Origin of the sequence: Actinosynnema sp. NPDC050436 (genome assembly GCF_040655415.1) — a bacterium.
GTDB lineage: Bacteria > Actinomycetota > Actinomycetes > Mycobacteriales > Pseudonocardiaceae > Actinosynnema.
Genome location: NZ_JBFAJV010000006.1, coordinates 229,559 through 255,875, shown reverse-complemented (window position 1 = coordinate 255,875; position 26,317 = coordinate 229,559). Strand labels below are relative to the sequence as shown.

The following is a 26,317-nucleotide window of genomic DNA, read 5'->3' as shown; positions in this document are numbered from 1 at the left end:
TTCTCCACCGTGACCAAGAACCCCTGGCCCGTTCCGGAACCCCAGCTCCCCCAGGACGTGCACCCCGCGCTGGCCGCCGCGGTGCGGGCCGCCGCCCGCGCCTACCAGGAGGCCCGCCAGCTGCACACCCGCGCCGAGCTGCGCGAGGAGGTCGCGGACGGCGCGGACGGCACCCCGACGATGCGGGTGGACGCGATCGTGGAGGGCGCAATCGTGGAGGCGGCCGAGGCGGCGGGCGTGAACCTGCTGTCCGAGGAAGCCGGTTTCGTGGACCACGGCTCCGCCGCCACCCTGGTGGTCGACCCGGTGGACGGTTCGGCGAACGCGGCCACGGGTGTCCCGCTGTCGTGCTTCGCGGGGGCGCTGGTGGTCGACACCGTGCCCGTAGAGGCGCTGACGGTGTGGTTCGACACGGGCCGCGCGTGGTCGGCGAAGGCCGGCCGCCCGACGCCGTACCGCACGTCCGGCCGGACCGCGCTGAAGGGCTCGTCGCTGTGCCTGATGCGCCCGAAGCGCGGCACGGAGGAGGCGTGGACGCGCCTGGCGAACGCCGCCGACCGCATCCGCATCCTGTGCACGACGTGCCTGGAGACGGCGCTGGTGGCGGAGGGCTCGGTGGACGGGTTCGCCGACCCGGGCTCGGACACCCACCGGCTGATGGACCTGATCGCGGCCCTGGTCACCGTCCCGGCGGCGGGCGGCGCGCTGCTCGACCTGCACGGCCGCCCGCTGGAGTTCGACCTCGACCTGTCCCGCCGCTGGTCCGGCATCGCCGCCGCGACCCCGGCGCTGGCCGACGAGCTGATCGCGGCGGTCCTCGGCTAGGCCCGGTACCACTCGGCGGTGCGGGCGACGGCCTCCTCGTGCGGGGTCGCGGGCAGGGGGCCGAAGGTGCGCTCGAACGCCGAGTGGTCCACCACCCACGGGCGCGTGCGCTGGTGGTCCAGCTCGCCCGCGCCCCGCAGGCGTCGATCGACCAGCCCGACGAGCGCGACGGTGGCGGTCGGCAGCCGGCGGGGTGCGCGCGGGGTGCCCAGCACCCGGCCGGCCAGCGCGGCGAACTCGCGCACGGTCAGCGTCGGGGCGGCCGGCGTGTGCCAGACCCGCCCGTCCGCGCGCTCGTCGTCGCCCAGGACGATCTGCGCGCGGGCGGTGTCGCCGAGGTAGGCGAAGGTGTGCGGCACGTCGAGCGGCCCGAACCACATCGGCCGCCTGCCCAGCGCCAGCGGCTTGAGCAGCAGCTCGCCGGGCAGCGACCCGACGCCGCCCGGCCCGTAGTAGTCGCTGGACCGGGCGAGCACGACCGGCACGGACGCCTCCCGCAAGCGTTTGCCCAGCGCGCTGCGCAGCTTCTCCTTCGGCCCGGCGGGGCGTTCCGGGGTGTCCTCGGTGATCGGTTCCGTCACCGGCCCGTAGGAGTACAGGTTGTCGGCCAGCACGAGCTTCGCGCCGGCGGCCTCGGCGGCGGCGACGGCGTTGTCGAACAGCGTCGGCAGGGTGTCGGCCCAGGACGGGTACGGCACGTTCGCCGCGAGGTGCACCACGGACGCGCCGCGCGCGGCGGCGACGGCGGCGTCCCGGTCGAGCAGGTCGGCCCGCACGTCCTCGGCCCCCTCCGGCACGCCACCGGACCGCGTGACGGCGCGGACCTCCCGGCCGTCGGCCACCAGTTGCCGGGCGACCTCCCGCCCGATGCCCCGACCCGCCCCGAGCACGACCACCGGCATGACAGCTCCCCTGATTGCCTCTCACTGACGTTAGAAGTTCTAACACAAGTTAGAGTGTCTCTGTCAAGGGAGGGCGCACGTGACCACGACCCGGCGTGAGCGGTACCGCGAGGAGACCAGGGACGAGGCCAAGCGCATCGCGCTGGAGCAGCTCGCCGGGCTCGGCGTGGAGGGGGTGTCGGTCAACGCGATCGCCAAGCGCATGGGCGTCACCGGCCCCGCCCTCTACCGGTACTTCAAGAACCGCGACGACCTGCTCACCGAGCTGATCCGGGACGCCTGGCGCGACCTGGCGGAGGCGGTCGAAGCCTCGGTGGCGGACACCGCCGACCGGCCCCGCGACGAGCGCGTGCGGGGCTTCGCGGACGCCTACCGCGCCTGGGCCGTCCACCAGCCGCACCGCTACCTGCTGCTGTTCGGCTCGCCGCTGCCCGGCTACCACGCGCCGCAGGACACCATCGCGCTCGCGCACCGCACGATGAGCGCGTTCATCGGCGTCCTGGCCGAGTCGGGCCCGCCCGCCCGGCCTGTGACGCCGTCCGGGTTGGACGGTCAGCTGCGGGAGTGGGCCCGATCGCGGGGTGAGGGCGAGGTCGACCCCGCCGTGCTGCTCACCTCGGTGCGGGCGTTCACCAGGCTGCACGGCGTGCTCAGCCTGGAGGTGTCGGGCCAGTTCGGCCCGATGGGGTTCGACCCGGCGCTGCTGTACCGCGCCGAGGTCGACTCGCTGGTCCGGGGCGGTTAGTCGCCCCGGCGGGGTTCGGCCAGGTTCTCCGGGCTCCGGCGCGGCTGCGCCACGCCCTCGGGGCCCCGGCGGGCCTCGGTCAGGCCCTCCGGGCTCCGACGCGGCTCCACGAGGCTGTCCGGGCCGGGGTAGACCAGCCCCTCGTGGCCGTCGGAGAAGCGGACCAGGTACGGCGGCGCACCCGCGTGCCCGCGGACTTCCAGGATCTCGCCGATGTGCTCGTCGAGTCCCACCGCGCGGCTGTGGACGTGCAACCGGTCGCCGACTGTCGCGTGCATGTGCAACACCTCCGGTGCGTCCCAGCGTAGGACGCTTCCGAAGGTACCGACAGCCTGGCATTTCCGCTCAACACGGCCATTCCGCGCGGCGGGGCCGGCTCTCGCGGGTCAGCCGCAGGCGGCGGTGAGCTTGGCGGCCTGGTCCAGCTTCTTCTGCGACCAGTCCGCGATCTTGGCCGGGTCGAGGTCGCTCAGGGTCACGTTGGACATCGTGTCGGAGACGCCGGTGATGGCGTCCTTGAGCGTGGCGTCGCCCGCCTTCTCGGCCAGCTTGTTCAGCTCCTCGGCCTTGGCCTTGGTCTCGTCCAGGGCCTTCTGCGGGTCGGTGGTGCTCGGCGTGAACCCGGCCAGCGCGACCGCGTCGGCGCACAGCTTGACCTTGTCGATCGCCTGGCCCGCCTGGTTCGCCGCGTTGGAGGCGTCCTGCACGGCCTCGCAGGCCGACAGCGCCCCGACGAGCCCCAGCGCCAGCAGGAAGGTGGCGACCGGACGACCTGCGCGCATGGCTACTCCTCGGGTGCGGAAAACGTGACCGTTTCGTCCGACTCTACCGACGCGCGTACAAGCGGCGCACCACATCGTCGATCTCCGGTTCCTCCACCACCAGATCGTGCACGGCGGCCCGCGCCGCGACGGCGGCGATCAGCGCCGCCGCCGTGGTCTCCGCGCGGCGGAACGTGAGGTGTTGTCGCAGTCCGCCCAGTTCCACGCGCGCCGCCACCACGCCGGGCAGGTCGTCCAGCGGCGCGGCGGGCACCTCCAGGTCGACCACGAGCACCCGGTCCGGCGCGACCTCGGCCCGCAGCGCCTCCAGGGGGCCGTCCGCCAGCACGGTGCCCCGGTCGATCACCACCAGTCGCGGGCAGAGCCGCTCGATGTCGTCCAGGTCGTGGGTGGTGAGCAGCAGCGTGGTGCCGCGCGCGGAGTTCAGCTCCGCCAGGAACTCGCGCAGCCGCTCCTTGGACTCCAGGTCCAGCCCGATGGTCGGCTCGTCCAGCACCAGCAGCTCCGGGCCGTGCAGCAGGGCGGCGGTCACCTCGCCGCGCATCCGCTGCCCCAGGGAGAGCTGGCGGACCGGGGTGTCCAGGAACCCGGCCAGCTCCAGCAGGCCGACGCACTCGTCCAGCCGGCGCGCGTGGTCGGCCCTGGGCACCCGGTAGACCGCGCGCAGCAGCTCGAAGCTGTCCCGCAGCGGGAGGTCCCACCAGAGCTGGCTGCGCTGGCCGAACACCACGCCGATCCGGCGGGCCAGCTCGCGCCGCGAGCGGGACGGGTCGACGCCGGACACCCGGACGTGCCCGGAGGTCGGCACCAGGATGCCGGTGAGCACCTTGATCGTGGTGGACTTGCCGGCCCCGTTGGGCCCGACGTACCCGACCGCCTCGCCGGCGGCGACGTCGAAGCTCACCGAGTCGACCGCGCACACCGTCCGGCGGGTGCGCCGGAACCGCCCGGCCCAGCCCCGCCCGCCCTCGTCGGGCCCCTTCCTGCTCCGCACGGTGAACTCGCGGCGCAGGTCGCGCACCTCGATCATGACCCGGTCCCTCGGTAGTGGCGAACGGCGAAGCGCCACACCAGCCCGGCCGCGCCGGCGGCGGCGAGTGCGACGAGGGGGGAAACCCAGCCCAGGAAATCGGGGCCGCCCAACGGGTCCCGGCGGTCCAGCAGGGCCAGGGCGGGGTAGTAGGCGACGAACGCGGTCGGGATCACGAAGGCCATGACCCGGCGCAGCCAACCCGAGTAGACGGTGACCGGGTAGGAGGCGAAGGAGTTGCCGCCGTAGGTGACGCTGTTCGCCAGCTCCTGCCCCTCCACCAACCAGAAGCACACCGCGCAGGCCGCCACCCACACCGACGAGAAGATCACCGCACCGGCCAGCGGTGCCGCGAAGACCAGCAGCGCCGTCCACGGCGACCAGGCGATGTCGTTGTGCACCAGGGCGAAGGTCAACGCGCCCAGGCCGGTGACCACCCGCCCGAGGCGGTGCAGCCGGACGTCGGACACCGCGATCTGCGGCAGGGTCCCCAACGGGCGCACCAGGAGCACGTCGAACTGGCCGGTGCGGATGTAGCGCGGCAGCTCGTTGAGCTGGCCCGCCACCGTGTCCGCGACGCCGAACGCGACCGACGCGATCGCGTACATCAGCACGACCTCGGTCGCGGAGAACCCGCCCAGCGCGTCGACCTGGTTGAACAGCACCAGGATCACGACCAGCTCGGAGCCCTGCGCCAACGCCTGCGACGCGCAGTAGAGCACGAACGAGACCCGGTAGGACATCTGGCCGCGCAACCGCGCGGCGATCAGCTTGGCGTAGATGCGCTCACCCACCCTGCACCACCACCTTGCGCACCGCGCGCCCGAGCACCCAGTGCCCCGCCGCGAGCAGCACGACCGCCCAGAAGACCTGGTGCGCCAAGGTGGTCCACTGTGGACCGTGGCCGATCCAGACGTCGATCGGGCCTTGGACGATCGCCGGGAAGGGCGTGGCCCACAACACCGTGCGCGCCCAGTCGGGGAAGAACGCCAGCGGCAGCGCCAAGCCGCACAGCACGCTCGACATGACCGACCACAGGCTCATCACGCCCTGGTTGTCCAGCAACCAGAACGTGCCGGCGTTGAGCAGGAAGCGCACGCCGAAGCAGACCGTGAGCGCCAGCAGCGCGCTGAGCGCGAACACCGGCCACGCGGCCGGTTCGGGCCAGCGGAACGGGAAGACCAGCGCGCCGGCCACGACCGGCGGCGCGAAGCGGACCAGGGCCGAGTACCCGGCGCGGCCGACGTCCGCGGCGAACAGGGCGGCCTGGAGGTGCCACGGCCGGTGCAGGTCGACGACCACGTCACCGCTGCGCACCCGCTCGGCGAGCGCGGTGTCGCCCCAGAGCTGCACGAACGCCATCAGCCCCTGGCCGACCCACACGTAGGCGACGGCGGTGGGCACGTCGTAGCCGGCCTTGGGCGCAGCGCCCACCACCGCGACCATCACCGCCGTGCGGAGCAGGCCGAAGGTGGTGTTCGCGGCGAGGCCGGCGAACATCGCTTGTCGATAGGTGGAGTAGCGGCGGAATCCGGCGAGCGCAAGCAGCGCGTAAGCGCGCACGTCTCACTACCCTAGGAACGGCCGCAAACCATTTAGCGCGCCGACGCGGGCCCGGTGCGGTCAGCGCGGCGCGGCGAGCACGCCGTTCAGCAGTCCCGGGTAGAGCGCGTCCAGGTCCTCGCGGCGGAGGCTGCTGATGCGCGAGGTGCCGCGCGGCGTCACGAAGACCACGCCCGCCTCGCGGAGGGTGCGCACGTGGTGGGTGAGGGTGGAGGCGCTGATGCCGAGGTCCATCAGCCCGCACGAGACGCCGTCCGGGCGCAGCGCCAGCTCCCGGACGATGCGCAGCCGCACCGGGTCGGCCAGCGCGTGCAGCACCGCCTCGATGCGGATCTCGTCGCGTTCGGGGTGGGGGAGCGCCTGCATGGCGACCATGATACGAGATCTATCGAACTTTGATGATTCTCGTAGTACGGTTCCTGTCGAACCATCATTCGATCGGGGGAATCGAACCCATGTCAGCCCGCACCTACCTGCTCACCGCCGGCGCGTTCGCCATCGGCACGAGCGGGTACATCGTCACCGGCGTCCTGCCCGCCGTCAGCGAGGAACTGCACGTCACGCACGCCACCGCCGGCCAGTTGCTGACCGCGTTCGCCATCGCCTACGCCCTGTCGTCCCCGCTGCTCGCCGCCCTCACCGGCCGGTGGGAGCGGCGGACGCTGCTGGTGGCCGCGCTCGCCGTGTCGGCGGTCGGCAACCTCGCCGCCGCCCTCGCCCCGACCTACCCGCTGCTGCTGGCCGCGCGCGTGGTCAGCGCCCTGGGCGCGGCCGTCTACACGCCCGGCGCGGTGCTCGTGGCCACCGTGCTCACCCCGCCGGAACGCCGTGGCCGCGCCGTCGCCCTGGTGTTCGGCGGCCTGACGTTCTCCCTGGTCCTCGGCGTGCCGGCGGGCAACCTGCTCGGTGAACCGCTCGGCTACCAGGGCGTGTTCGGGCTCATCGCCGCCATCACCGCGCTGGCCGCCGTCGCCGTCCGGCTAGGCCTGCCCGTGGTCGAGGCGCCGCCCACCGTCCGCCTGCGCGAGCGGTTCGCGCCCGCCGCCGACCGCCGGGTCGTCATGGTGCTGGCGCTGACCGTGCTCGCCTGCCTGTCGGTGTTCACGGTCTTCAACTACGTCGCACCCCTGCTCACCGCGACCGCGCACGTCGAAGGCGTGGTGATCAGCCTGCTGCTGGTCGCCTACGGCGTCGGCGGCGCGTTCGGCAACTGGGCGGGCGGGCGGCTCGCGGACCGGTTCGACACCAGGAAGCTGCTGGTCACGATGTTCAGCTGCTTCATCGTCGTGCTGGCCACCCTGCCGCTGACCACGACGACGGTCGTCGGCGCGGCGCTCGCCCTGTTCGCGTGGGGAGCCCTGACCTGGGCCGCGAACCCGCCGATCCAGTCGTGGCTGATCGAGCTCGCGCCCGCGTCCAGCGGCCTGCTGCTGTCGCTCAACGCGTCCGCGATCTACCTGGGCGTCGGCCTGTCCGGCGTGCTCGGCGGCCTGGTGATCAGCTGGGTCGGCCTGCTGCCCCTGGCACCGATCGCCGCCACGCCGGCCGTGCTCGCGCTGGTGCTGCTGGTGCTCGCGCTCAAGCCCGCTCAGGACCCGAAGGCGCTGGTCGTGACCTCGCCCTCCTCGGGGTCCTTGGCGAAGCAGTGGAAGTAGTTCCGGCTGCCGTCGCTGAAGGCGACCGCGGTGATCTCCCAGGACGACGTGTCCACGGCCGGGCGGGTGTTGGCCTTCATCACCTCGGCCGTGCACACGCTCTTCACCTCGGCGGCCTTCACCAGCTCGTCGTTGTCGACCTGGGGGATCGCCCCGGACAGCCACCCGCCGGAGAACGCCTCCCAGTAGTGCGGCGTGGAGCAGTCACCCGCGCGCCGCGCCGACGCCGCCTGCCCGCCGATCGACGTGATCCCGTGGTAGCAGGTGGGTTCGGCCATGCAGAAGCCCTCACCGCACGACTTGAGCCGAGGCGGCACGGTCTCCAGCACGTCCTGGGCGGCGGACGTCCCACCGGTGCCCTTGCCGACGTCGTCCCGCGCGGTGCTCTCCCGGTTGATCCACCACACCCCACCGGCCACGGCCACCGCGACCAGCGCGACGACCACGACCGCCGCCCACGGCTTGCGCCTGGTGGTCAACGGCCCGGAGTGCGCGTACTGGGCAGGAGGCCCGGAGAACTGCTGGTGCTGCGGCGGCCCGGACTGCCCGTACGGCTGCTGCTGCCCTTGCCCGGACTGCTGCACCCCCGGCCCGGACTGCTGCGGCCCAGACCACGGCTGCGCCACCTGCTGCGGTCCGGACACCGGCTGCACGACGTGCTGCCAGTGAACCGGCGGCACCCCACCCCCGACACCACCACTACCGCTGCTCAGGTTCCCGCCACTGAGGTTCTTCAGCTCGTCCCGCAGTTGGGCGGCACTGCCCGTCCGGTACGCGATGTCCGGGGTGAGCGCCCGCACCAGCGTGTCGTGGAGTTCCTGCGGGACGCCCGCGACCAGCGGAACCGGTGACCGCAGCACCTCCCCGAGGTGGTCGAAGGACTCGATGGGCCACGGGACCGGCCGGGGCGGCTTGCCCGCGAGCAGGTCGTAGAGCGTGGCGGCCAGCGAGTAGACGTCGGCGGCGGGCGTGGGCTGGGCCATGGCGAAGGCTTCGGGGGAGGCGTAGCTGGGGCTCAGCGCGTCCCGGGTGACGGTGGAACTGCCCTCGGCGTCCAGCAGGGCGGCCAGCCCGAAGTCGGCGAGCTTCGCCGTGCCGTACCGGTCGAGCAGGATGTTGCCGGGCTTGATGTCCCGGTGCAGCACCCCTTCGGCGTGCGCGGCGGCCAGCGCGTCGGCGAGCTGGACCCCCAGGTCCCGGACCCGGGGCGCGGGCAGCGGCCCGTCCCGCCGGACCAGGTCGGCCAGCGACCCGCCCGTGCACAGCTCCATGACCAGGTAGGGAGTGCCCTGGGGAGTGAAGTCGGCATCGTGCACCGAGACGACGTGGGGGTGCCCGGAGAGCCGAGCGGCGGCCTGGGCCTCCCGCAGGAACCGCCGCCGGTCGCGTTCGGTTTGGAGGACGCGGTTGTCGATCTTGACGGCGACGTCGCGCCCCAACTGGACCTGACGAGCCCGGTAGACGGTGGCGAACCCGCCCTGCCCCAACGGAGTGAGATCGGCCAATCCCGGCAACTGCACGCGGCGACTCTAACCCGGAGGACCGACACCTCCGGGTGTCGACAACGCCCGTCCCGCCGCGCCCCTCAGCCAGAACCCTTGGCCGCAGCCTTCGCGGCCTTCTTGAACTCCCGGACCTCGCCGAGCGAGACCGCGTCCCGGACGTCGGCGACACTCCGCCGAGCCCCGTCGTCCCCGTAGGCCCCGGCGGCCTCCCGCCACCCGTCGGGCCGAACGCCGAGCTGCTTGCCCAACAGGGCGAGAAAGATCCGCGCCTTCTGGTCCCCGTACCCGGGCAACTCCTTGAGCCGCTTGAGCACGGTCTTGCCGTCGGGTTCGTCCCGGGTCCAGATGACCTCGGGGTCGCCGTCGTAGTGCTCGATCAGGTACCGGGCCAGTCCCTGGAGCCGCTTCCCCATGGACCCGGGAAACCGGTGCACAGCGGGAACCTCGGCCATGACGGCGGCGAAGTCCTCCTCACCGGCCTCGGCGATCCGGTGCACGTCCAACTCGCCACCCATCCGGTCGGCGATCGCCTTGGGCCCCTTGAACGCTTTCTCCATGGGGATCTGCTGGTCGAGCAGCATCCCGAAGAGCAGGGCCAACGGGCTGGTGGAGAGCAGTTCGTCCGCTTCCGGGTCCTGCGCGAGGCACAGCTTCGGGCTCATGGGCGACATGGTTGCACGCGGCGGTCGCGATCGCTGTCAGGAGGATGGTCCACCGAGGCGGCGGTGGCGGTTCTTGCGGTACTCGTCGACCCAGTTCCTGCTGCTGCGCCACAAACCGTCGTCGCCCTTGATCGCGCGTAGGCGGCCACGCATGGACGCCACTCGGAGTGCGTTCTCGGTCAGGTCGTCCGTGGCCAGAGCGGCGAGCGGCACGAGTTTCACCGGGCCGGCCACGGCCGGGATGATGAACTTGTACAGGTTCGCGGTGACGCTGCGGGCGATGAGTTCGCCCAGCGGGCCGTACTCGCCGCGGTCCGCCTGCCTCATCGCCTGCAGGTACTTGTCGCGGTCCCTCTTGAAGATGATCGCCGGCGGGTAGCCGAGCCGTCCCAGCAGCAGGTTGAGGACCAGGCGGCCCGCACGACCGTTGCCGTCGAGGAACGGGTGGATCTGTTCCAGGGAGTTGTGCGCACGTGCCAGCGACTCCGGCAGAGGTTCATCGCCGAGGTCTCGCAGCTTGACGGTCTCGCCCACCCAGTCGCGCATGAGGTGGTCGACGTCGGTCCACGACGGTGGCTTCATGCCGCCCGGAAACGCCGCGATCTCGTGGCGGCGGAAGCTCCCGGGGCTCTCGGCATCGGTTGCGTGCGGGTGGGGGTCGATGGTCCACACCGGGGTCGTGCAGAGGTGGTGGATGTGGCGGACCTCCTGCAACGAGACGAGGTCGCCGGTCTGCCAATCGCCTGGATCGAGGGCCTGCCCGTAGACCCAGCGGGCCGCGTCGCCGTAGCCGCGCACCTCCATGTAGTCCCGGAGCGGCTTCGCGCCCACCGCGCGGCCTTCGTCCAGGAGGCGTTCGACCTCCTGCAGGACGAGAGTGTTGCCTTCGAGCGCGGTGCTGTTGTGTGCTTCCTGGTGCCAGATGTTGGACCAGATGTCCTCGGCTTCGGCGGGAGCGGGCAGGCCACCGAGACGTTCGCGAAGCTCGGCGACAGCCTCGTCCAGTCGCTGGTACACGACCGCTCGTGACGGACGCCCTGCCATGCGTGGCTCCAAGTTGTTCGGATCAAGCTCTTCGAACTGTACCAAACAACTAGGCGGAGTTGTTCGCGACCTGCCAAAGGAATCGAACCGAACAACTAGGATGTGGTGGAGTACTCCGGGGTGGGTGGTGGCCCGCCCCGCCGATGTCATACATCAGACAGTGTGCTGGTGGAGCAGCATCCCGAAGAGCAGGGCCAGCGGGCTATTGGGACAGCAGTTCGTCGGCGTTCGGGTCCTGTGCGAGGCGCAGCTTCGGGGACATGGCGAGAACATCGCATGGGCGGACCAGGGGAGCCTGCGTCGAGTCGGTTCTCGCCGGTCGTCGGAAGTGGCGTGCCTACTTGACCTGTAGTGGTACCCGAGTACCCTTGGGTACCTGGAGGTGTGGCATGGCTGTCCAGTCTGCTCCTGTCAAGGTCGATCAAGAGACGCACGCTTTGATCGCGCACGGTGCCACCGCGCTGCACATGTCCCAGAAGGACCTGTTGGCCGCTGCTGTTCGTGAGTACCTGGGTGCGAGGCGGGAAGAGATCAACGCCGCCTTGCGTCGCACGATGGCGGCGCTCGACGGCACCCGGAGCAGTCAGGTGGCTGCTTTGACAGGGATGTCCAAGGAACGTCTCGATGAACTGGGCGGGGTCAGCGAATCCTGATGGCCGTTCGCCCGACCCTCCGCTGTTTGCGCGAGGATCTGAATCGTGACCTGCCGCCGATCGACGAGCCCCTCGATGAGATCGACCACCCGCTGATCAAGAAGGGCAACGAACAGTTCGCCGAGCCGACAGGTCCACGTGAGCGGATCCGTTCGATTGACGACATAGTCGTGTTCAAGGTCAAAGTGCAGCGGTGGCGGGAGTCAGGGAAGCTGGAAGTCGGGATGACTTCTATGAAGCGCTTGCTACTGATGCCGCCGCCGCACGTGCCAGGTACAACGCCGAGCACACTCCGCCCTTGAAGTCGGCGACGTTCTGCGACCAGTGGCTCGCGGGCCGGGGCGACCACGATCGGTACTGCGCCGAGGCAGCCGTCCGAATGCTGCGGGCGATGCGCGAGACGGTTCGGCGCCTGGTGCGTGCGTCGTTGCTCAACGGGCACGAACACGTCGGCGAAGTTGCCGGTGCAGAACTCGGGGTGCTCGTTCGAGGCGTGGAGGACCGGGGCACGTACGTGGCGATGTGGATCACCGGATCGGTGCCCGACAACTTCGTCGCCGTCGCCCTCGACCTGGTTCCAGGTTGTGATCGGGATGGCTGGTACCCGGAGTTCGCCATGCCGGATCGGTCGTTGCGGTCCGGCGAACAGGTCTACTCGAACCTTATGGACCCGAAAACTGCTGCTCGGTTGCTTGAAGGGAGCAGTTAGTCGCACATCACTTGTGCGCTGATCGAGCAGCATCCCGGAGGGGCGGGTCAACGCGGCCTCGTATGGAGGCCGGCTGGTTCCCAGGCACAAGCGGGCTGTACTGGTCGGTCGGTTCGCGGAGGCGGTTCGACGTGAGGTGAATGGTCGAACACTCCGCGTTGATCTGGATCGCGGGAGGTCGTCAGTCGGTTTGGGAGGCGACTCTTATGTGAGCCCGCCTCGGAAAGAGTTGTGGTGGCCGGAATGGTATGGGATGTGGGTAACGGGGTTGGAGGGGTTTGCGATGGCCTAGTACGCGGTGCTCGGTGAGGAGTCCCTTTGGAACAGAATGATGCCGTTCTTCCCCCTTCCCTGGTCGGTGTTCTCCACCGTGTCGAGTTGAACCGGTCGGAGTGGTGGCTGGAAGCGTTGGGGAAGATCGTGCTGTGGCGACTGGCCGAGGTCGGCCGTCCGCAGCGGCTGGAGCAGATCAAGCGGAGTCTGGTCGACGACCTCGGGGTCACGGTCGAGCCTCGGCAGTTCGCGGACGTCATCGAGAGGCTCAAGAGGGCGGGTTCGCTGTTGACCGGCGGTGCCGGCGGGTGCTCGCTCTCCGAGAACTCTCGCCGGGCCCTGTGGAAGCAGCGGGAAGAAGCCGCGGAATTAGAAGAGAAGATCAGTGGGATGTTTGCGAAGAGCCTGGCGCAGGCCGGGTGCGTGTTGTCGCCGGGTGAGATTTTCGCGGACTTCCAGAATCTCCTGCTGAACCCGCTCATCCGCCAACTCGGGGCTCGTACCCACGCCATCCTCGCCGGGCTGGACGAGGAGATCGAGAAGGCCGGCTTGATCCACCGCCTGCTGGAACGCGTCGACGAGGACCAGCGGGGTGCGGTGCGCAGTGCGATCACCGACTTCCTCGACACGGAGAACGACCACGTCCGCACGTGGGTGCTGGGCCGGCTGCACGCGCAGTTGCTCGTCCTGGCCGCCAACCTCGACCGGCAGTCGCTGGACGCGGTTGCTCCGCAGCACGGCGGCAAGGTGCGCTTCAAAGTGCTGCTCGACACCAACCTCCTGTTCTCGATCCTCTCCCTGCACGCCAACCCGTCGAACGAAGCCACCCTGTACCTGTTCGACCTGCTGAAGGAGATCGAGGACCGGGTCGAGGTCCAGTTCCTCGTCCTTCCCCAGACCATCTCCGAGGCGACGAACGCCCTCCTGGTCAACAGGCGCAGCGTCGGCAGCGGGCTCATCACGCCGGAGTTGGCCACCGCCACGTTGAGGTCGGGGACGCAGCCGGGGTTGGTGGCCCACTTCCTGGAAGTGGTCGAGCAGACCGGGCGGCCGATGACCGCCGAGGTCTACTTCAGCCCCTACCTCAACGGGTTGGAGATCATCCTCGCGGACAAGGGGATCGCGGTGGTGGACGATCCCCTCACGCAGGTGATCGGTGAACGGCAGTCCGTGCAGTCCGAGATCGCCGACATCGTGGCACGGGAGGGCGCGAAGGATCGGGGAAGGCCGCGCGGGTCGGTCGTCCACGACGTGGTCCTCTGGCGGTACACGGCGGAGAAGCGCAAGCGGACCAGCATCGTCGCCGAGATGGAGTACTGGGGACTCAGCATCGACAACACCGGCTTGCTCAGGTACGACAAGGACCGGCGTCGCGCCAAGCGGCAGGCGCCGTGTTTCCTGCACCCCAGCCAGTTCATCCAGATGCTCCAGTTCTGGGTCCCGCGCAACGACAAGCTGGAGGCGGCTCTGCTCAGCAGCGCCCGCCTGCCGTTCATGTTCCAGGAGTTCGACCCGAAGACGGAGCAGGTCACCCTCCGCATCATCTCGCAGCTGGCCCACTACTCCGCGATCTCGACCGACACCGCCCTCAAAGTGCTGCAGAACGAGGCGCTCCGCGAGAAGGTCGCGTCCGACGTGGCCGAGAGCCAGGTGGTCGTCGCCATCGACACGGCGCTCACGGAGGTCGTGCGCAACCTGGAGACCGAGAACCAGGAACGGGAGTCGGAGATCCAGCGGCTGAACGCGGAGAAGAGCGACCTCCAGCGGCTGGTCGACCGGCGGGTCGGTGTGCAGGAGGGGCGGGACACCTCGAAGAGGCAGTCGCGGCAACAGGTGCAGCGCGCGCAGGCCGAAGCTGCCAAGTGGAAGAAGCAGTTCCAGGACGAGCAGGAGCGGGCGCGGGAGAAGGAGGAAAAGCTGAGCCTGCTGGAGGAGGAGCAGAAGGACTTGCGGGAACGCCTCGAAGAAGCTGCCGTCGTCTCGTCACGTCGGTTCTTCCTGGGTAGTGCGGTGGCGGTGGCCGCAGCGTGCGTGGTGGCGGTGGTGTTGCTGTGGGGGCCGGTCGTGGGTGTGGTCGAGAAGGGGCTGCCGTGGAAAGGGGCCTTGCTCGTCCTCGTCGCTGCCGGGGTGTGGTCGGCGCTCTGCCATGCACTGGCTTTGCGGTTCTCGAAGAACGATGACTCGTGGTGGGTCTACGCGCGGGCGAAATCCCTGTACGTCAACCTCTTCACGGCGATGCTGGGCGGAGTGGTCGGAACGGTCATCCAGTTCTCCGCAGCCCCGCCGGCCTGAACGCACGAGGGCGGTGGGTGTGCAGCGCCCGCTCAGGCTTGGCCCACGAAGATCGCCTTGTCCGCGCCGAAGTCGGGCTGGAGGGTGATCTGGAGTTCTCCGGGTTCGGCACCCACCGCGAACGCCAGGTCGTAGGTGAACGTCTTCCCCGGCAGCACGGTCGCCGTGGCGAGGGCACTGTCGCCGCACGCCCCGCTGGAATCGTAGATCTTCTCCGCCTTCTTCCCCGCGAACTGGGTTTCGCCGCCGGCCGACAGCAGACCCGTGTCGAACGGCTTGTCCGAACCGTTGACGACCGTGACGGTGACCTTCACGCCCCGTGCCACGTCCGACGGGATGGCGAACTCGCCCGGCGTGCACGCGGCGGGAGCGGAGACCTCTGCGGCCAGGCCGTTCTCCCACGTGTAGCGCTGGTCCCAGGTCGGCGGGCTCTTCACGGCGTCCGCCTTGGCGTCCCCGCCGCTCACGGTGCCCTCGTTGGTCGTCCCGTTGAACGCCTCGTCCAGGGCTTTCACCGCCGCGTTCTGCGCCACCACCGTGGCGACGACCGCCAGGACGCAGAGCACGACACCGATGCCCGCGAGGATCTTCCTGCTGCCGAACAACGCGATCAGACCCAGTACCACCCCCACACCGGCGATGACGGCGGTGAGGTTGTTCAGGAGAATGATCGGTGAGCCGACCAGGCCCACGATTCCCAGGATCAGCGACGTCCACGCCAGTGCACCGAATTTCCTCGGCTTGGGCGCGTCCTGGACCGGCAGGTGGTGTTGGGTTCCTTGGGGGTAGCTCATGGCGCACATCCTCGAATTCGACGTACTGAGGAATCGCGGCCGTCGTGGAGCCCGTTATCCGGGCAAACCCGGCCCACTCGATCGGGTGGAATCGGTAACGAGTGGGGCAGGTTCGCCGATGGGGTGGCGGCTCAGGTGTCGAATTCCGGGATCAGGTCGCCGATCAGGCGGAGGCTCGTCATCACCGACTCGTGCGAGAGGTTGCCGACCTGGTGGAACGCCATCAGGCGGTCGATTCCCAGGTCCGCGTACGTGCGCAGCTTCTTCCGGCACGTCTCCGGGCTGCCCACGATCAGCGAGTCCTGCTCGTTGAGCGCCTCGAAGATCTCCTCGTCGGACACGGCCTCGCCCTGCAGCACCCGCCCGATCACGACCTGCGCCCGGTTCGGGCGGGTGGACGCCTGTGCCTCCGCCCTCAGGAAGTCACCGGTCAGGCCGCCGCCGGTCGGGTCCTCCAGGATCTTCTCGTGCTGCCGCACGGTTTCCACGAACGAGTCCGCCGCCTCGAAGAACGTCAGCGCTTTCACGGTGTACCACGCCGCCGCTGCCACCGCGCCGTTCTTGACCGCCTGTTCGTCGGTCTCCGCGCAGTGTACGAACGTGAAGAACGCGACCTGGTTGTTCACGAACGACCCGACCGGTTCGGTGCACGCCGCAGCGGCGTCGCGGTAGAGCCCGACCATCCTGCGCACGCGCTCGGCGGACTCCCAGATCGTCGTGCCCAGCACGCCCACGCCGCGCTTCCCGGCCTCCTCGAACGACGCCGGGTTCGCCGCGGCCTGCCACAGCGGCGGGTGGGGGCGCTGCAGCGGCTTCGGCACGATCGGCACGTCGCTGATCTCGAAGTCCGGCCCCGAGTAGGAGAAGCGCTCCTGCGTCCACATCCGGGGCACCATCTCGAACGCCTGCTGGGTCTGCCGGCGGACGTGCTCCGGGTCGATGCCGAACAGCCGCCACTCCGGCGTGGTGGACCGGGTCAGGCCCAGCTCGACCCGGCCGTTGCTGAGGTGGTCGAGCATCGCGGCCCGCTCGGCGACCCGGATCGGGTGGTTGAAGCGGGCCGGGGCGAGGACGGCCGAGTGGCCCAGGCGGATGCGCGAGGTGTGCTGGGAGATCGCCGCGAGCATCAGCTCCGGCGCGGACGAGAGGCTGAACTCCTCCGCGCCGTGGTGCTCGACCTGCCACCAGCAGCCGTAGCCCAGCTCGTCGGCCAGCTTCGCCTGCTCCAGCGACTCGGTGATGCGCGCGTGCTGGTGCCCTTCCCGCCACGGCCGGGGGTCCTGGATCTCGTTGAAGACGTCGACCTTCACCGCGCGTTCCTCCAACTGTCGGCGGGGTGCGCAGAAGTTAGCCCGGCGGACGGCCGCGCGACAGCGGCCATTCAGGTGCGCGGGGGTCAGGGTCGGGTGACCGGGACGACCTGGGCCAGCAGCAGGCGGTACGCCTCGCGGTCGACGGTGGCCGGGTCCTCGGCCAGCCAGTCGCCGACCTCCTCGACGAATCGGGTCGGCGTCATCGGCGGCACGAGGGCGTCCGCCGCCTCGTCCGTCGTCACCTCGCCGGCGCGGCTCGGGTAGACCAGCAGCACCGTGCGGATGTCCAGCCATGGCAACAACTTCCGGTACAGGGCCAGGCTGCGCGGCAGCCTCGTGCCGCCGCCCCGGAACGGGTGCCCGTTTCGCCACAGGGTGCCGTCGTCCTCGGCCGCGTAGTGGCCGGGCAGCCACGACTTCGACTCGATCAGCACCAGCCGCCGCCCGCACAGCACCGCGTGGTCCACGTCGGCGAACACCGAGCGCGGCCACGCCAGGCCGTGGAACACCCGCGCGCCCGGCAGCCGGGTGAGGTAGCGGGCCAGCAGGTCGGCGGTGAACCGCTCGCACACCCGGTCGTCGGTGCTGCCGTGCACGACCTCCGCGTCCACGTCGTGCGCGAACGCCCGGTCCGCCCGCACGGACGTCAAGTACCGCCGCACCAACCGGAACGCGGCCACGGCCGCCGCGCCCACCACGAGCAGCCACAGCGCCAGCGTGAGCGGGGAGAAGTCGACCGCGACCACGGGCAGCAGCAGGAAGAACCAGCCGACCACGGCGGCCAGCGCGGGGGCGTGGCCGGGACCGGCGGCGGGCACGTACCGGACCCGCTGCCCGACGTCGACCAGGTGCCACCACGGGACGTCGCCGAGGTCGACCTGCGGCTTCGGGGGTACGAAGTCCGGGTCGTCGCCGAAGTTGCGCAGCCGCCCGGTGCGGCCGGTGCGCGGCGGGCGGGTGGACGTGGTCCGGGCGTGCGGCCGGGTGAACGACCAGCCCCGGTCGTAGTCGCGCCGCCGCGTCGGGTCGCGGAGCGTGTCGTACGCCTCCTGCAACATGCGGAAGGTCAGCGACGAGCCCCCCGCGTCGGGGTGCATGACCTTCGCCAACGACCGGTAGGCGGATTTGATCTCCGCCGTGGACGCGTTGCGGCCCACCCCGAGGAGCTCGTAGTAGTCGACCCCGCGCACGCGCAGACCTTAGCGGGACCGTTCGGCGCACTCTGTTCGGCACTGTCTTCCGGTGCGGGCTCCTGGTTAGGGTTGTGCGCAGCCGGGCTGCGCGGCCTCCGCCGCGCGGCCCCGGCTCGTCGGGACCTGTAGCGCAGTGGTTGACGCGCCCGTCTTCCGAGGCGGGAGTACGCCGGTTCGAATCCGGCCTGGTCCGCTCCGCCCCGCAGCCGTCCGCGCGGCTCCGCCGGCCCGCGCGGTGCGCCCGCCGGGCGGGTGACGTCGAGTTGCCGGGCCCGGGGGCAAGCCGCAGGCTGCGCTCATGGCGACTTGCGACGTCTGCGGGAACGACTACTGGATGGCGTTCGAGGTGCGCACGGTGAGCGGTGACGTGCACACGTTCGACAGCTTCGAGTGCGCCGCCCAACGCCTCGCGCCGCGCTGCGAGCACTGCGACTGCCGCATCCTCGGCCACGGCGTCGAGGTGGAGGGCCGGTTCTTCTGCTGCGCCCACTGCGCGCGCAGCGCGGAAGCGCTCGGCACGGAGATCAAGGACGCCGTCGGCGCGCACCCGGGCTGAGCACCCGCACCGGGCCGGACGCACCGGGGTTGCGCAGCGGAGGTCAGACGGTGAGGACCAGCTTGCCGTCGATGAAGCGGGGCTGGAGGTCGCCGCGCGCGTCGACGCTCTTGACGCCGTGCGGCAGGACCTCCTCGATCGCGCTGAACGCCAGGATGTCCGACACGCCGTACCGGCCGCGCAGGCTGCGCTGGCCGGGGAACCGCAGGGCACGGCCCTCCTTGCGGTGCCGGTGCGCCAGCGCGGCGCGCAGCGCGCCCCTGGTGAGCTGGTCGGGACCCGCCAGGCGTTGCAGGCTGCCGTTGTGCACGGCCACGCCGTAGCCGCGCTCGATCAGCGTCGACACGGTGTTCTCCGACGGGTCGTCGGCCAGCCGGAACGACATGGCGTGGCCCTCCTCCACCGCGTGCACGCACACCAGGTGGGCGTGGAACAGCAGGGATTCGTGCAGCGCCAGGGCGGTCCGGTCCGCGGTGCCCGGGTCGTCGTGGCCCGCGTTGAGGCCGAGCCAGGTCGTCATCGCACGTCCACGTGGATCTGTCCCTCCGGCACCGGATCGCGGTTCCCGGCGAGGCTAGTCCGATCGGGTGAGGCGCGGGTAGCCTACGAATGGCTGTTGTCCGAAATCTTGTCCGGTCGGGGCTTGTGGGCCAGCAGGTGGACCTCCTGGAACTGCCGGCGGTCGGTGGGCTGCGGTTCGCGGACCAGCCGGGCCGCCTCGACCAGCCCGCTCTCGCGCAGCAGCCCGGCCAGGTGGTCGGGCGACCAGCGGTGGGCCGGGGCGACGGCGTGGTCGAAGACCTGGGTGGGGTGCGACGGGCCCTCGGTCGCCGAGAAGCCGACCAGCAGGTGACCGCCGGGTGCCGGCACGCGGTGGAACTCCGCCAGGACGGCCGGCAGGGCGCGCGGCGGCGTGTGGATGATCGACCAGCGGGCGAGCACGCCACCCAGCCCGCCGTCGGGGAGGTCCAGCGCGGCCATCGAGCCCACGTCGAAGCGCAGGTCGGGGTGGGCCTGCCGGGCCAGCGCGACCATCGCGGGGGAGGCGTCGACGCCGAACGCCGCCAACCCCAGGCCGGCCAGGTGGGCGGTGACGTGGCCGGGGCCGCAGCCCAGGTCCGCGACCCGGTCGTTGCCGCTCGCGCGGACGAGCTCGGCGAACGCGGTCAGCACGGCGCGGTCCAGCGGCCGGTCGCGCAGCGAGCTGTCGCCGAACTGCTCGGCGTAGACGAGGGCGGCGGCGTCGCGGGTGGCGCTGAGTTGGTCGTCGGCGTTGGGCGCGTCGTCTTCGATCACGCCGGCGACGACAGCCGCCGGCGTGGTCCGCCGTTCCTAGATCGGCAGCAGGTCGAAGCCGTCCAGGAACGGCAGCACGCCGGTCCGCTGCAACGCGGCGGCGGAGAGCCATACCGACAGGATCGTGATCAGCGGTCCGACGATCGCCATCTCCACCGTGCCGCCGGTCTGCATCCGCATCACCTTCGGCGGCGCGACCGGGAACCACGTCTTGCCCGCCAGCGGGATCGGCCACAGGATCGGGCAGCCCTGCTCGGTGATCGCGTCGCCGAGGAAGTGCGCCACGCACCCCACCCCGACCGCGACCCCGCAGGCCGCCGCGCTGGCCGGCGTCTGCTCCGTCCACACCACGCAGGCCACCGTGATCGCCGCCGACACCCCGGTGATGAGCAGGGCGTCCTTCTGCGGGCACCAGTCGTTCATGATCCCGCGCACGGCCAGGCCGGCGAAGACGAACATCAGCGCCGGCAGCGCCCACTTCTGCGACTGCTGGACGACGGCCGTCGTGCCCACGGCGGCGGCCAGGGCGAACACCAGCGTGTGCGTCAACCCCCGGTGGCCGCCGTCGCGGTTGGAGTCTTTGCGGGTCCGCGTGGTGCGGTAGACGAACGAGCTGAGGGTGTTGATCAGCGCCGACGCACCTGCGCTGACCGGCCCGAACGTGCGGGAGATGGTCGAGGACGGGTGGTCCAGGTCCGGCAGCAGGGCCGCCCCGGTGGCCAGCACCGCGCCGACCGCCCAGCTCTGCGGGGAGAGCTGCCCGATCGGGTGGTCCTCGGCGAGCGCGGTCACCGCCGCCCAGGCCAGCAAGCCACTCATCGCGTGCGTCGGTCCGGTCGACATGGGCCCCCTCCAAGATCGTGTGAGGAGGCTAAGGCATTGTGACCCCCTTCCCATTCGACCCGGGTGCCCGCGCCCGCCGCCGGGCATAGCAGTACGCTTGTCTTGCTTGCATCGGAGCGAGAGGAGCGCCCTGAGTATGGGCAAGATCAAGGTTCAGGGGACCGTCGTCGAACTCGACGGCGACGAGATGACCCGAATCATCTGGCAGTTCATCAAGGACAAGCTGATCCACCCGTACCTGGACGTCGACCTGGAGTACTACGACCTGGGCATCGAGCACCGGGACGCCACCGACGACCAGGTCACGATCGACTCGGCGCACGCCATCAAGAAGCACGGCGTCGGCGTCAAGTGCGCCACCATCACCCCGGACGAGGCGCGGGTCGAGGAGTTCGGCCTGAAGAAGATGTGGGTCTCGCCCAACGGCACGATCCGCAACATCCTCGGCGGCGTGGTCTTCCGCGAGCCGATCATCATCTCCAACATCCCCCGGCTGGTGCCGGGCTGGACCAAGCCGATCATCATCGGCCGCCACGCCCACGGCGACCAGTACAAGGCCACCAACTTCAAGGTGCCCGGCGCGGGTGAGCTGACCGTCACCTTCACGCCCGAGGACGGCTCCGAGCCGATCAAGCACGTCGTGGCCAACTACGGCCCCGACGGCGGCGTGGCGATGGGCATGTACAACTTCAACAAGTCGATCGAGGACTTCGCGCGCGCCTCGTTCGCCTACGGGTTGCAGCGGAACTACCCGGTGTACATGTCGACCAAGAACACGATCCTGAAGGCGTACGACGGCGCGTTCAAGGACATCTTCCAGGCGGTCTTCGAGTCCGAGTTCAAGGACAAGTTCGACGCCGCCGGCCTCACCTACGAGCACCGCCTGATCGACGACATGGTCGCGGCGGCGCTCAAGTGGGAGGGCGGCTACGTCTGGGCCTGCAAGAACTACGACGGTGACGTGCAGTCCGACACCGTGGCGCAGGGCTTCGGCTCGCTGGGCCTGATGACGTCGGTGCTGATGACGCCGGACGGCAGGACCGTCGAGGCCGAGGCGGCGCACGGCACGGTGACCCGGCACTTCCGCCAGCACCAGGCCGGCAAGCCGACCTCCACGAACCCGATCGCGTCCATCTACGCGTGGACCGGCGGCCTCAAGCACCGGGGCAAGCTGGACAGCACCCCCGAGGTCACCGGCTTCGCGGAGACGCTGGAGCAGGTCGTCATCTCGACCGTCGAGAGCGGCCGGATGACCAAGGACCTGGCCCTGCTGGTCGGCCCGGACCAGGAGTGGCAGACCACCGAGGACTTCCTCGGCACGCTGGACGAGAACCTGCAGAAGCGGATGGCCGGCTGAGCCGTCCCGGTCGCAGGGGGAGGGGACCGCTTCCGTGCGGTCCCCTTCGGCGTTCCCGGGGGTGTTCGTCGGTGGCGTTGCCGGGCGGCGCTGCCGGATGACCGGCGGTCGCCGGGGGCGGTCGCGGTCACCCCATCGGTTCCCCTGCCGGGTGGATTCGGCCGGCAGGCGTTCGACGGGCCTCGACATCGGCTATATCTGCACTTCAGGACCGGTGTTCGGGAGGCATGGCGATGTTCGGGATTCCTACGCGCGGGCTGATCGTGATCGGTGTGCTCGGTGCCGCGGGGGTGATGTGGGTGACCAACGGCGGCAAGCCGATGGGCTCGGAGGCGGCGGCGGGGTGCGAGGTCACGGTGACCGCCGACATCCTCAACGTCCGGTCCGGCCCCGCCGACACCCAGCCCATCGTGTCGACCATGCAGCGCGACTCGGTGGTGAAGGCCGAGCGCACGGTCCAGAACGGCTTCCGGCTGCTGGCCGACGGCCGGTGGGTGAACAACGACTTCGTCGCGCCGACCTCGGACAGTGACTGCGGGTGAGACGTGAAAATCGCTCAGGGAGCGGTGTCCGAACCCGGACGGCGGTGGCACGGTGGGTGGCATGGGCCGCTACCCCTCACCGGTGTCCGGCGCGTTACCCGTGCTGGGGCACCTCGTCGAGTTCATCCGCACCCCCGTCGAGCTGATCGCGCGCGGTCACCGGGAAGTCGGCGACGTGTTCTCGCTGCGCCTGCCCGGCAAGCGCGCCGTGGTGCTGCTCGGCACGGAGCGCAACCGCTTCTTCTTCGGCGAGACGGACCGCAAGCTGTCGATCCGCACCGCCTACCCGTTCTTCGAGCGGATGTTCTCGCCCGAGTTCTACTTCTTCGCCGACGCCGAGGAGTACCGGCGGCAGCGCGAGATCGTCGTGCCGCGCTTCCAGGGCCGGCAGCTCGACGGCTACGTGGAGACGATGCGCGAGGAGACCGCCGCGTTCACCGAGCGCCTCGGCGACACCGGCGAGTTCGACCTCACCACCGAGCTGGGGCCGCTGGTGATGCGCATCGCCGCCCGCTGCTTCCTCGGCCCGGACTTCGGCTCCCGCATGGACCACGACTTCTTCGCGGAGTTCCGCAGGTTCTCCGCCGGCATGAACCCCGCCGCGCCGCAACGGCTCCCGCTGCCGTCCGTGGTGCGCAGCAACCGCGCCCGCGACCGGCTGCGGCTCCTGCTCGGCAACCTCATCCGGGAGCGCCGGGCCCACCCCGTGACGCCGCCGGACTTCCTCCAGACCCTCGCCGAGGCGGTGTACGCGGACGGCACCGAGGTGCCGGACGCCGTGCTGGTCAACATGATCCTGCTGTTCACGTGGGCCGGCCACGAGACCACCACCGGCCACATCTCGTGGGCGCTGGTCGACCTGCTCACCCACCCCGAGCACGTCGACCGGGTCCGCGCGGAGACCGGCGAGCTGGACCTGGCGGGCGTCAAGGCGCTGACCCACCTGGACAACTGCCTGCACGAGTCGGAGCGCCTGCACCCCGTCGCCCACCTGCTGGTGCGCCAGGCGGCCGAGTCGTTCGAGCTGGACGGCCACGAGATCCCCGAGGGCACCATGGTGGTCGCCGCGCCCTCGGTGTCGCACCGGCTGCCCGAGGAGCACGCACGCCCCGACGAGTTCCGGCCCGACCGGTACGCCGAGGGTCGGGAGGGCCGGCTGGAGCGCCAGGCGCTGATCGGCTTCGGCGGCGGCCTGCACCGCTGCACCGGCGTGCACTTCGCCTACCTGGAGATGAAGCTGGTCGTGGCGACCCTGCTGCGGCACTACGACTTCCAGCTCCTGGACCCCGATCCCCGGCCGGTGCCCGGGATGCACACCAAGTGGCCGGACTCGCCGTGCCGGGTCCGGTACACCCGGCGCGTGCGGTCGGTGGTGTGATGGGGGCATGTTCCTGAGGTGGCGCTCCTTCCGGCGCGGTGAGGTCTCCACGTGCGCGTGCTCGCCCGAGTGGCCCGGCCTGCGGTCCGAGCTGGGCGGGCACGAGCTGCGCGGCGTGCCGTCGCCGGGCGGGTCGAGCTACCTGGTGCTCCAACTGGGGCTGGTGGCGACGTGCACCGGCTGCGGCGCGGACTACCCGCACGGCTGGAAGCCCGCCTCCCGCGACTAGGCTGCCCGGCTGTGCTCACCGTCTCGACCGTCAACGTGAACGGGCTGCGTGCCGCCGCGAAGAAGGGCTACCTGGAGTGGCTGGCCGCGACGTCCGCCGACGTGGTGTGCCTCCAGGAGGTCCGCGCCGAACCGGACCAGCTCACCGCCGAGCTGCGCGCGCCCGCCGGGTGGCACGTGGCGCAGGCGCACTCGGAGGTCAAGGGCCGCAACGGGGTCGCCGTGCTGACCCGCCAGGTCCCGGAGGCGGTCCGGGTCGGGTTCGGGGTGCCGGAGTTCGAGCTGTCCGGGCGGTACGTGGAGGTCGAGCTGCCGACCGCCGTGGTGGCCAGCGTGTACGTGCCCAGCGGCGACGCGGGCACCCCGCGCCAGGACGAGAAGGACCGGTTCCTGGCCGGCTTCCTGCCGTACCTGGTGGAGCTGCGCGAGAAGGCGGCGGTGTCCGGGCGCGAGGTCGTGGTGTGCGGCGACTGGAACATCGCGCACCGCGAGGAGGACCTGAAGGCGTGGAAGGCGAACCTGAAGTCGTCGGGCTTCCTGCCGTCCGAGCGGGCGTGGCTGTCGTCCGTGTTCTCGTCGGGGTACGTGGACGTGGTGCGCGCCCTGCACCCCGACGTGGCCGGGCCGTACACGTGGTGGTCGTACCGGGGCAAGGCATTCGACAACGACTCCGGCTGGCGGATCGACCTGGTGTGCGCGACGGAGGGCCTGGCGGCGACGGCGACGTCCGCCGTGGTCGAGCGGGCCGCAACGTACGCCGAGCGCTGGTCGGACCACGCGCCGGTCACGGTGAGCTTTGACTGGCCGAGGGCTTGAGATCGGGCACAATCGTGGCCAGGAGGTGACGCCCGTGCACGAGATCATCGCCGCCAAGCGGCCTGAGGTCGAGGACCTGTGCCGCGCGGTGGGCGTTCGGCGTCTCGACGTGTTCGGGTCCGCTGTCGGTGACTCGTTCGACGTGGTGTCCAGCGACGTGGACGTCCTCGTGGAGTTCGACGCCGGTCCGGGGTTCGACCACTTCGGCAGCTACTTCGCCTTGAAGGAAGGGCTGGAGCGGATCTTCGGCCGGCCGGTCGACCTCGTGAGCGGTTCCAGCATCCGCAACCCGTACTTCCGGCAGCGCGTGATGGCGACCCGGGAACAGCTGTATGCGGCCTGATCCCCGCGCCTTCCTCTGGGATGCGTTGCACGCCGTGGAGCTGCTGGGCCAGTTCAGCGCGGGCAAGTCGTTCACGGACTACGAGGCGGACGCCATGCTGAGATCGGCGGTCGAGCGGCAGTTCGAGATCATCGGTGAGGCCCTGGACCAGCTCCGCAAGGTCGATGCCGAACTCGCATCGGCCATCCCGGACGTCAACCGGATCGTCGCGTTCCGCAGCATCTTGATCCACGGGTACGCATCGGTTGATGACGCCTTGGTCTGGCAGACGCTCGTGGACAAGGTACCTGCGTTGGACCAGGTGCTTCGCCGACTGCTCGACCAGGCGGGTGACTGAGGTGTTCGACAACGCGCATCCTCCGGCGGATCGACCTGGTGTGCGCGACGGAGGGCCTGACGGCGACGGCGGTGTCCGCCGTGGTGGAGCGCGCCGCGACCTACGCCGAGCGCTGGTCGGACCACGCGCCGGTCACGGTGGGCTTCGACTGGCCGAGGGCGGGGGATCGAGCACACACGTGAGCGGGGCTTGTGGGGGCAGTCGGCTGGGCTGGTCGACCTGGTGGGCGGTTCGCGCCTGACCCCGGCGGGCTGGGTCGGCTGCACACGGGGTCGATGGGGTGAGCGGTTCGGGAGGGGTGGCTGGTGGCTGAGCCGGAGTCCTTGGACGAGGTCCGGGCGCGGATCGACGCCCTGGACGGGGAGTTGGTGCGGTTGTTGGCCGCGCGGCAGCGGTTGGTGGAGGTGGCTGCCCGGTTCAAGGCCGACGAGTCGGCCGTGCGGGCGCCCGACCGGGTCGAGCGGGTCGTGGACGGGGTCAAGCGGCGGGCCGGGGACGCGGGGTTGTCGCCGGTGGTCGCCGAGGCGGTGTGGCGGGCCATGATCGGGGCCTTCGTCGAGCACGAGCTGCACCGACACCGGCGCGGCTGAGCGCAGGCGAAGCGCCTTCGCTCGTTCGGCCGCACTTCACCTGGTGTTGGTGACCCGGGCCACAGATCGTGAAACTCTTTCACCAATCTCA

The 26,317-nt window shown here is 70.7% G+C and carries 32 protein-coding genes, 1 tRNA gene and 1 pseudogene; 18 read left to right on the top strand and 16 right to left on the bottom strand.

Going from position 1 to position 26,317, the window contains the following annotated elements; all coding sequences use genetic code 11:
• Positions 1–9: 9 nt before the first annotated feature.
• On the top strand, positions 10–825 hold the full coding sequence (locus AB0I60_RS18000; protein WP_360731157.1) for an inositol monophosphatase family protein: 816 nt from the start codon (positions 10–12) through the stop codon (positions 823–825).
• Here AB0I60_RS18000 and AB0I60_RS17995 read toward each other — a convergent pair.
• Positions 822–1,727, bottom strand: a complete 906-nt coding sequence (locus AB0I60_RS17995; protein ID WP_360731155.1) for an NAD-dependent epimerase/dehydratase family protein — start codon at positions 1,725–1,727, stop codon at positions 822–824. The genes AB0I60_RS18000 and AB0I60_RS17995 overlap by 4 nt on opposite strands.
• 79 nt (positions 1,728–1,806) lie before the next feature.
• Here AB0I60_RS17995 and AB0I60_RS17990 point away from each other — a divergent pair, with 79 nt between their 5' ends.
• The gene (locus AB0I60_RS17990) at positions 1,807–2,472 is read left to right on the top strand and encodes a TetR/AcrR family transcriptional regulator (protein WP_360731153.1); all 666 of its coding nucleotides are present in this window, start codon (positions 1,807–1,809) and stop codon (positions 2,470–2,472) included.
• A gap of 98 nt (positions 2,473–2,570) precedes the next feature.
• Here the strand turns inward: AB0I60_RS17990 and AB0I60_RS17985 are convergent.
• The 6 genes and pseudogenes from AB0I60_RS17985 to AB0I60_RS17960 form a co-directional block, all read right to left on the bottom strand.
• Positions 2,571–2,750: pseudogene (locus AB0I60_RS17985) on the bottom strand (DUF1918 domain-containing protein); the annotation flags it as partial.
• Positions 2,751–2,858: 108 nt separating this feature from the next.
• Positions 2,859–3,254 carry a bacteriophage spanin2 family protein gene (locus AB0I60_RS17980; protein ID WP_360731151.1) on the bottom strand — a complete coding sequence of 132 codons (396 nt, stop codon included), beginning with the start codon at positions 3,252–3,254 and terminating at the stop codon, positions 2,859–2,861.
• Between the two features lie 43 nt (positions 3,255–3,297).
• Entirely contained in the window at positions 3,298–4,284 is a 987-nt protein-coding gene (locus tag AB0I60_RS17975) for an ATP-binding cassette domain-containing protein (protein ID WP_360731149.1), read from the bottom strand.
• Positions 4,281–5,078 (bottom strand): ABC-2 family transporter protein, encoded by a 798-nt coding sequence (locus AB0I60_RS17970; protein WP_360731147.1) that lies wholly within the window; start codon positions 5,076–5,078, stop codon positions 4,281–4,283. The genes AB0I60_RS17975 and AB0I60_RS17970 overlap by 4 nt, the downstream gene beginning before the upstream one ends.
• Positions 5,071–5,847 carry an ABC-2 family transporter protein gene (locus AB0I60_RS17965; RefSeq protein ID WP_360731145.1) on the bottom strand — a complete coding sequence of 259 codons (777 nt, stop codon included), beginning with the start codon at positions 5,845–5,847 and terminating at the stop codon, positions 5,071–5,073. The genes AB0I60_RS17970 and AB0I60_RS17965 overlap by 8 nt, the downstream gene beginning before the upstream one ends.
• 60 nt (positions 5,848–5,907) lie before the next feature.
• Positions 5,908–6,222 carry a helix-turn-helix domain-containing protein gene (locus AB0I60_RS17960; protein ID WP_360731143.1) on the bottom strand — a complete coding sequence of 105 codons (315 nt, stop codon included), beginning with the start codon at positions 6,220–6,222 and terminating at the stop codon, positions 5,908–5,910.
• Between the two features lie 80 nt (positions 6,223–6,302).
• Between AB0I60_RS17960 and AB0I60_RS17955 the strand changes: the two genes are divergently transcribed.
• The gene (locus tag AB0I60_RS17955; protein WP_360731141.1) at positions 6,303–7,502 is read left to right on the top strand and encodes an MFS transporter; all 1,200 of its coding nucleotides are present in this window, start codon (positions 6,303–6,305) and stop codon (positions 7,500–7,502) included.
• On the opposite strand, the gene AB0I60_RS17950 is transcribed toward AB0I60_RS17955, so the two are convergent.
• The 3 genes from AB0I60_RS17950 to AB0I60_RS17940 all read right to left on the bottom strand — a co-directional run bounded on the left by AB0I60_RS17950 (position 7,436) and on the right by AB0I60_RS17940 (position 10,686).
• The gene (locus AB0I60_RS17950) at positions 7,436–9,022 is read right to left on the bottom strand and encodes a serine/threonine-protein kinase (protein ID WP_360731140.1); all 1,587 of its coding nucleotides are present in this window, start codon (positions 9,020–9,022) and stop codon (positions 7,436–7,438) included. The two genes, AB0I60_RS17955 and AB0I60_RS17950, sit on opposite strands and share 67 nt — an antisense overlap.
• A gap of 65 nt (positions 9,023–9,087) precedes the next feature.
• Positions 9,088–9,669 carry an HhH-GPD-type base excision DNA repair protein gene (locus tag AB0I60_RS17945; protein ID WP_360731139.1) on the bottom strand — a complete coding sequence of 194 codons (582 nt, stop codon included), beginning with the start codon at positions 9,667–9,669 and terminating at the stop codon, positions 9,088–9,090.
• Positions 9,670–9,705: 36 nt separating this feature from the next.
• Positions 9,706–10,686 (bottom strand): Fic family protein, encoded by a 981-nt coding sequence (locus tag AB0I60_RS17940; protein ID WP_360731137.1) that lies wholly within the window; start codon positions 10,684–10,686, stop codon positions 9,706–9,708.
• A 416-nt stretch (positions 10,687–11,102) separates the two neighbouring features.
• Here AB0I60_RS17940 and AB0I60_RS17935 point away from each other — a divergent pair, with 416 nt between their 5' ends.
• The 4 genes from AB0I60_RS17935 (at position 11,103) to AB0I60_RS17920 (ending at position 14,640) form a co-directional block, all read left to right on the top strand.
• Positions 11,103–11,366 carry a hypothetical protein gene (locus AB0I60_RS17935; RefSeq protein WP_360731135.1) on the top strand — a complete coding sequence of 88 codons (264 nt, stop codon included), beginning with the start codon at positions 11,103–11,105 and terminating at the stop codon, positions 11,364–11,366.
• 26 nt (positions 11,367–11,392) lie between these two features.
• Positions 11,393–11,668 carry a hypothetical protein gene (locus AB0I60_RS17930; RefSeq protein ID WP_360731134.1) on the top strand — a complete coding sequence of 92 codons (276 nt, stop codon included), beginning with the start codon at positions 11,393–11,395 and terminating at the stop codon, positions 11,666–11,668.
• The gene (locus AB0I60_RS17925; RefSeq protein WP_360731132.1) at positions 11,665–12,075 is read left to right on the top strand and encodes a hypothetical protein; all 411 of its coding nucleotides are present in this window, start codon (positions 11,665–11,667) and stop codon (positions 12,073–12,075) included. The genes AB0I60_RS17930 and AB0I60_RS17925 overlap by 4 nt, the downstream gene beginning before the upstream one ends.
• 378 nt (positions 12,076–12,453) lie before the next feature.
• On the top strand, positions 12,454–14,640 hold the full coding sequence (locus AB0I60_RS17920) for a hypothetical protein (protein WP_360731130.1): 2,187 nt from the start codon (positions 12,454–12,456) through the stop codon (positions 14,638–14,640).
• Between the two features lie 32 nt (positions 14,641–14,672).
• Here the strand turns inward: AB0I60_RS17920 and AB0I60_RS17915 are convergent, their stop codons facing one another.
• The 3 genes from AB0I60_RS17915 to AB0I60_RS17905 form a co-directional block, all read right to left on the bottom strand.
• Positions 14,673–15,434: a hypothetical protein gene (locus tag AB0I60_RS17915; RefSeq protein ID WP_360731128.1), complete on the bottom strand. Its 762-nt coding sequence runs from the start codon at positions 15,432–15,434 to the stop codon at positions 14,673–14,675.
• 131 nt (positions 15,435–15,565) lie between these two features.
• Positions 15,566–16,744 (bottom strand): LLM class flavin-dependent oxidoreductase, encoded by a 1,179-nt coding sequence (locus tag AB0I60_RS17910; RefSeq protein WP_360731127.1) that lies wholly within the window; start codon positions 16,742–16,744, stop codon positions 15,566–15,568.
• Between the two features lie 86 nt (positions 16,745–16,830).
• Positions 16,831–17,937 (bottom strand): DnaJ domain-containing protein, encoded by a 1,107-nt coding sequence (locus tag AB0I60_RS17905; RefSeq protein ID WP_360731126.1) that lies wholly within the window; start codon positions 17,935–17,937, stop codon positions 16,831–16,833.
• 122 nt (positions 17,938–18,059) lie between these two features.
• On the opposite strand from AB0I60_RS17905, the gene AB0I60_RS17900 reads away from it, so the two are divergent.
• Positions 18,060–18,133: transfer RNA gene (locus tag AB0I60_RS17900), tRNA-Arg, on the top strand.
• A gap of 105 nt (positions 18,134–18,238) precedes the next feature.
• A complete protein-coding gene (locus AB0I60_RS17895; RefSeq protein WP_360731124.1) occupies positions 18,239–18,496 on the top strand; it encodes a Prokaryotic metallothionein in 258 nt (85 codons plus the stop codon).
• A gap of 43 nt (positions 18,497–18,539) precedes the next feature.
• On the opposite strand, the gene AB0I60_RS17890 is transcribed toward AB0I60_RS17895, so the two are convergent.
• The 3 genes from AB0I60_RS17890 to AB0I60_RS17880 all read right to left on the bottom strand — a co-directional run bounded on the left by AB0I60_RS17890 (position 18,540) and on the right by AB0I60_RS17880 (position 20,635).
• Positions 18,540–19,016, bottom strand: a complete 477-nt coding sequence (locus AB0I60_RS17890; RefSeq protein ID WP_360731122.1) for a hypothetical protein — start codon at positions 19,014–19,016, stop codon at positions 18,540–18,542.
• Between the two features lie 83 nt (positions 19,017–19,099).
• Complete coding sequence (locus AB0I60_RS17885) at positions 19,100–19,792, bottom strand: class I SAM-dependent methyltransferase (protein WP_360731121.1); 693 nt, start codon at positions 19,790–19,792, stop codon at positions 19,100–19,102.
• Positions 19,793–19,828: 36 nt separating this feature from the next.
• Entirely contained in the window at positions 19,829–20,635 is an 807-nt protein-coding gene (locus AB0I60_RS17880) for a metal-dependent hydrolase (RefSeq protein ID WP_360731119.1), read from the bottom strand.
• A 136-nt stretch (positions 20,636–20,771) separates the two neighbouring features.
• On the opposite strand from AB0I60_RS17880, the gene AB0I60_RS17875 reads away from it, so the two are divergent.
• From AB0I60_RS17875 to AB0I60_RS17835, 9 genes are all read left to right on the top strand, one after another.
• Positions 20,772–21,992 carry an NADP-dependent isocitrate dehydrogenase gene (locus tag AB0I60_RS17875; RefSeq protein WP_360731117.1) on the top strand — a complete coding sequence of 407 codons (1,221 nt, stop codon included), beginning with the start codon at positions 20,772–20,774 and terminating at the stop codon, positions 21,990–21,992.
• A gap of 233 nt (positions 21,993–22,225) precedes the next feature.
• Complete coding sequence (locus AB0I60_RS17870; RefSeq protein ID WP_360731115.1) at positions 22,226–22,534, top strand: SH3 domain-containing protein; 309 nt, start codon at positions 22,226–22,228, stop codon at positions 22,532–22,534.
• Positions 22,535–22,595: 61 nt separating this feature from the next.
• On the top strand, positions 22,596–23,912 hold the full coding sequence (locus AB0I60_RS17865) for a cytochrome P450 (RefSeq protein WP_360731114.1): 1,317 nt from the start codon (positions 22,596–22,598) through the stop codon (positions 23,910–23,912).
• A 7-nt stretch (positions 23,913–23,919) separates the two neighbouring features.
• Positions 23,920–24,141: a hypothetical protein gene (locus AB0I60_RS17860; protein WP_360731112.1), complete on the top strand. Its 222-nt coding sequence runs from the start codon at positions 23,920–23,922 to the stop codon at positions 24,139–24,141.
• A gap of 11 nt (positions 24,142–24,152) precedes the next feature.
• Complete coding sequence (locus AB0I60_RS17855) at positions 24,153–24,956, top strand: exodeoxyribonuclease III (RefSeq protein WP_360731110.1); 804 nt, start codon at positions 24,153–24,155, stop codon at positions 24,954–24,956.
• A gap of 34 nt (positions 24,957–24,990) precedes the next feature.
• Positions 24,991–25,299 carry a nucleotidyltransferase domain-containing protein gene (locus AB0I60_RS17850; protein ID WP_360731108.1) on the top strand — a complete coding sequence of 103 codons (309 nt, stop codon included), beginning with the start codon at positions 24,991–24,993 and terminating at the stop codon, positions 25,297–25,299.
• A gap of 34 nt (positions 25,300–25,333) precedes the next feature.
• The gene (locus AB0I60_RS17845) at positions 25,334–25,636 is read left to right on the top strand and encodes a HepT-like ribonuclease domain-containing protein (protein WP_360731106.1); all 303 of its coding nucleotides are present in this window, start codon (positions 25,334–25,336) and stop codon (positions 25,634–25,636) included.
• Positions 25,637–25,674: 38 nt separating this feature from the next.
• Complete coding sequence (locus AB0I60_RS17840; RefSeq protein WP_360731105.1) at positions 25,675–25,818, top strand: hypothetical protein; 144 nt, start codon at positions 25,675–25,677, stop codon at positions 25,816–25,818.
• A 123-nt stretch (positions 25,819–25,941) separates the two neighbouring features.
• Positions 25,942–26,226, top strand: coding sequence for a chorismate mutase (locus AB0I60_RS17835; protein WP_360731104.1), 285 nt, complete (start codon positions 25,942–25,944; stop codon positions 26,224–26,226).
• Positions 26,227–26,317 lie beyond the last annotated feature (91 nt).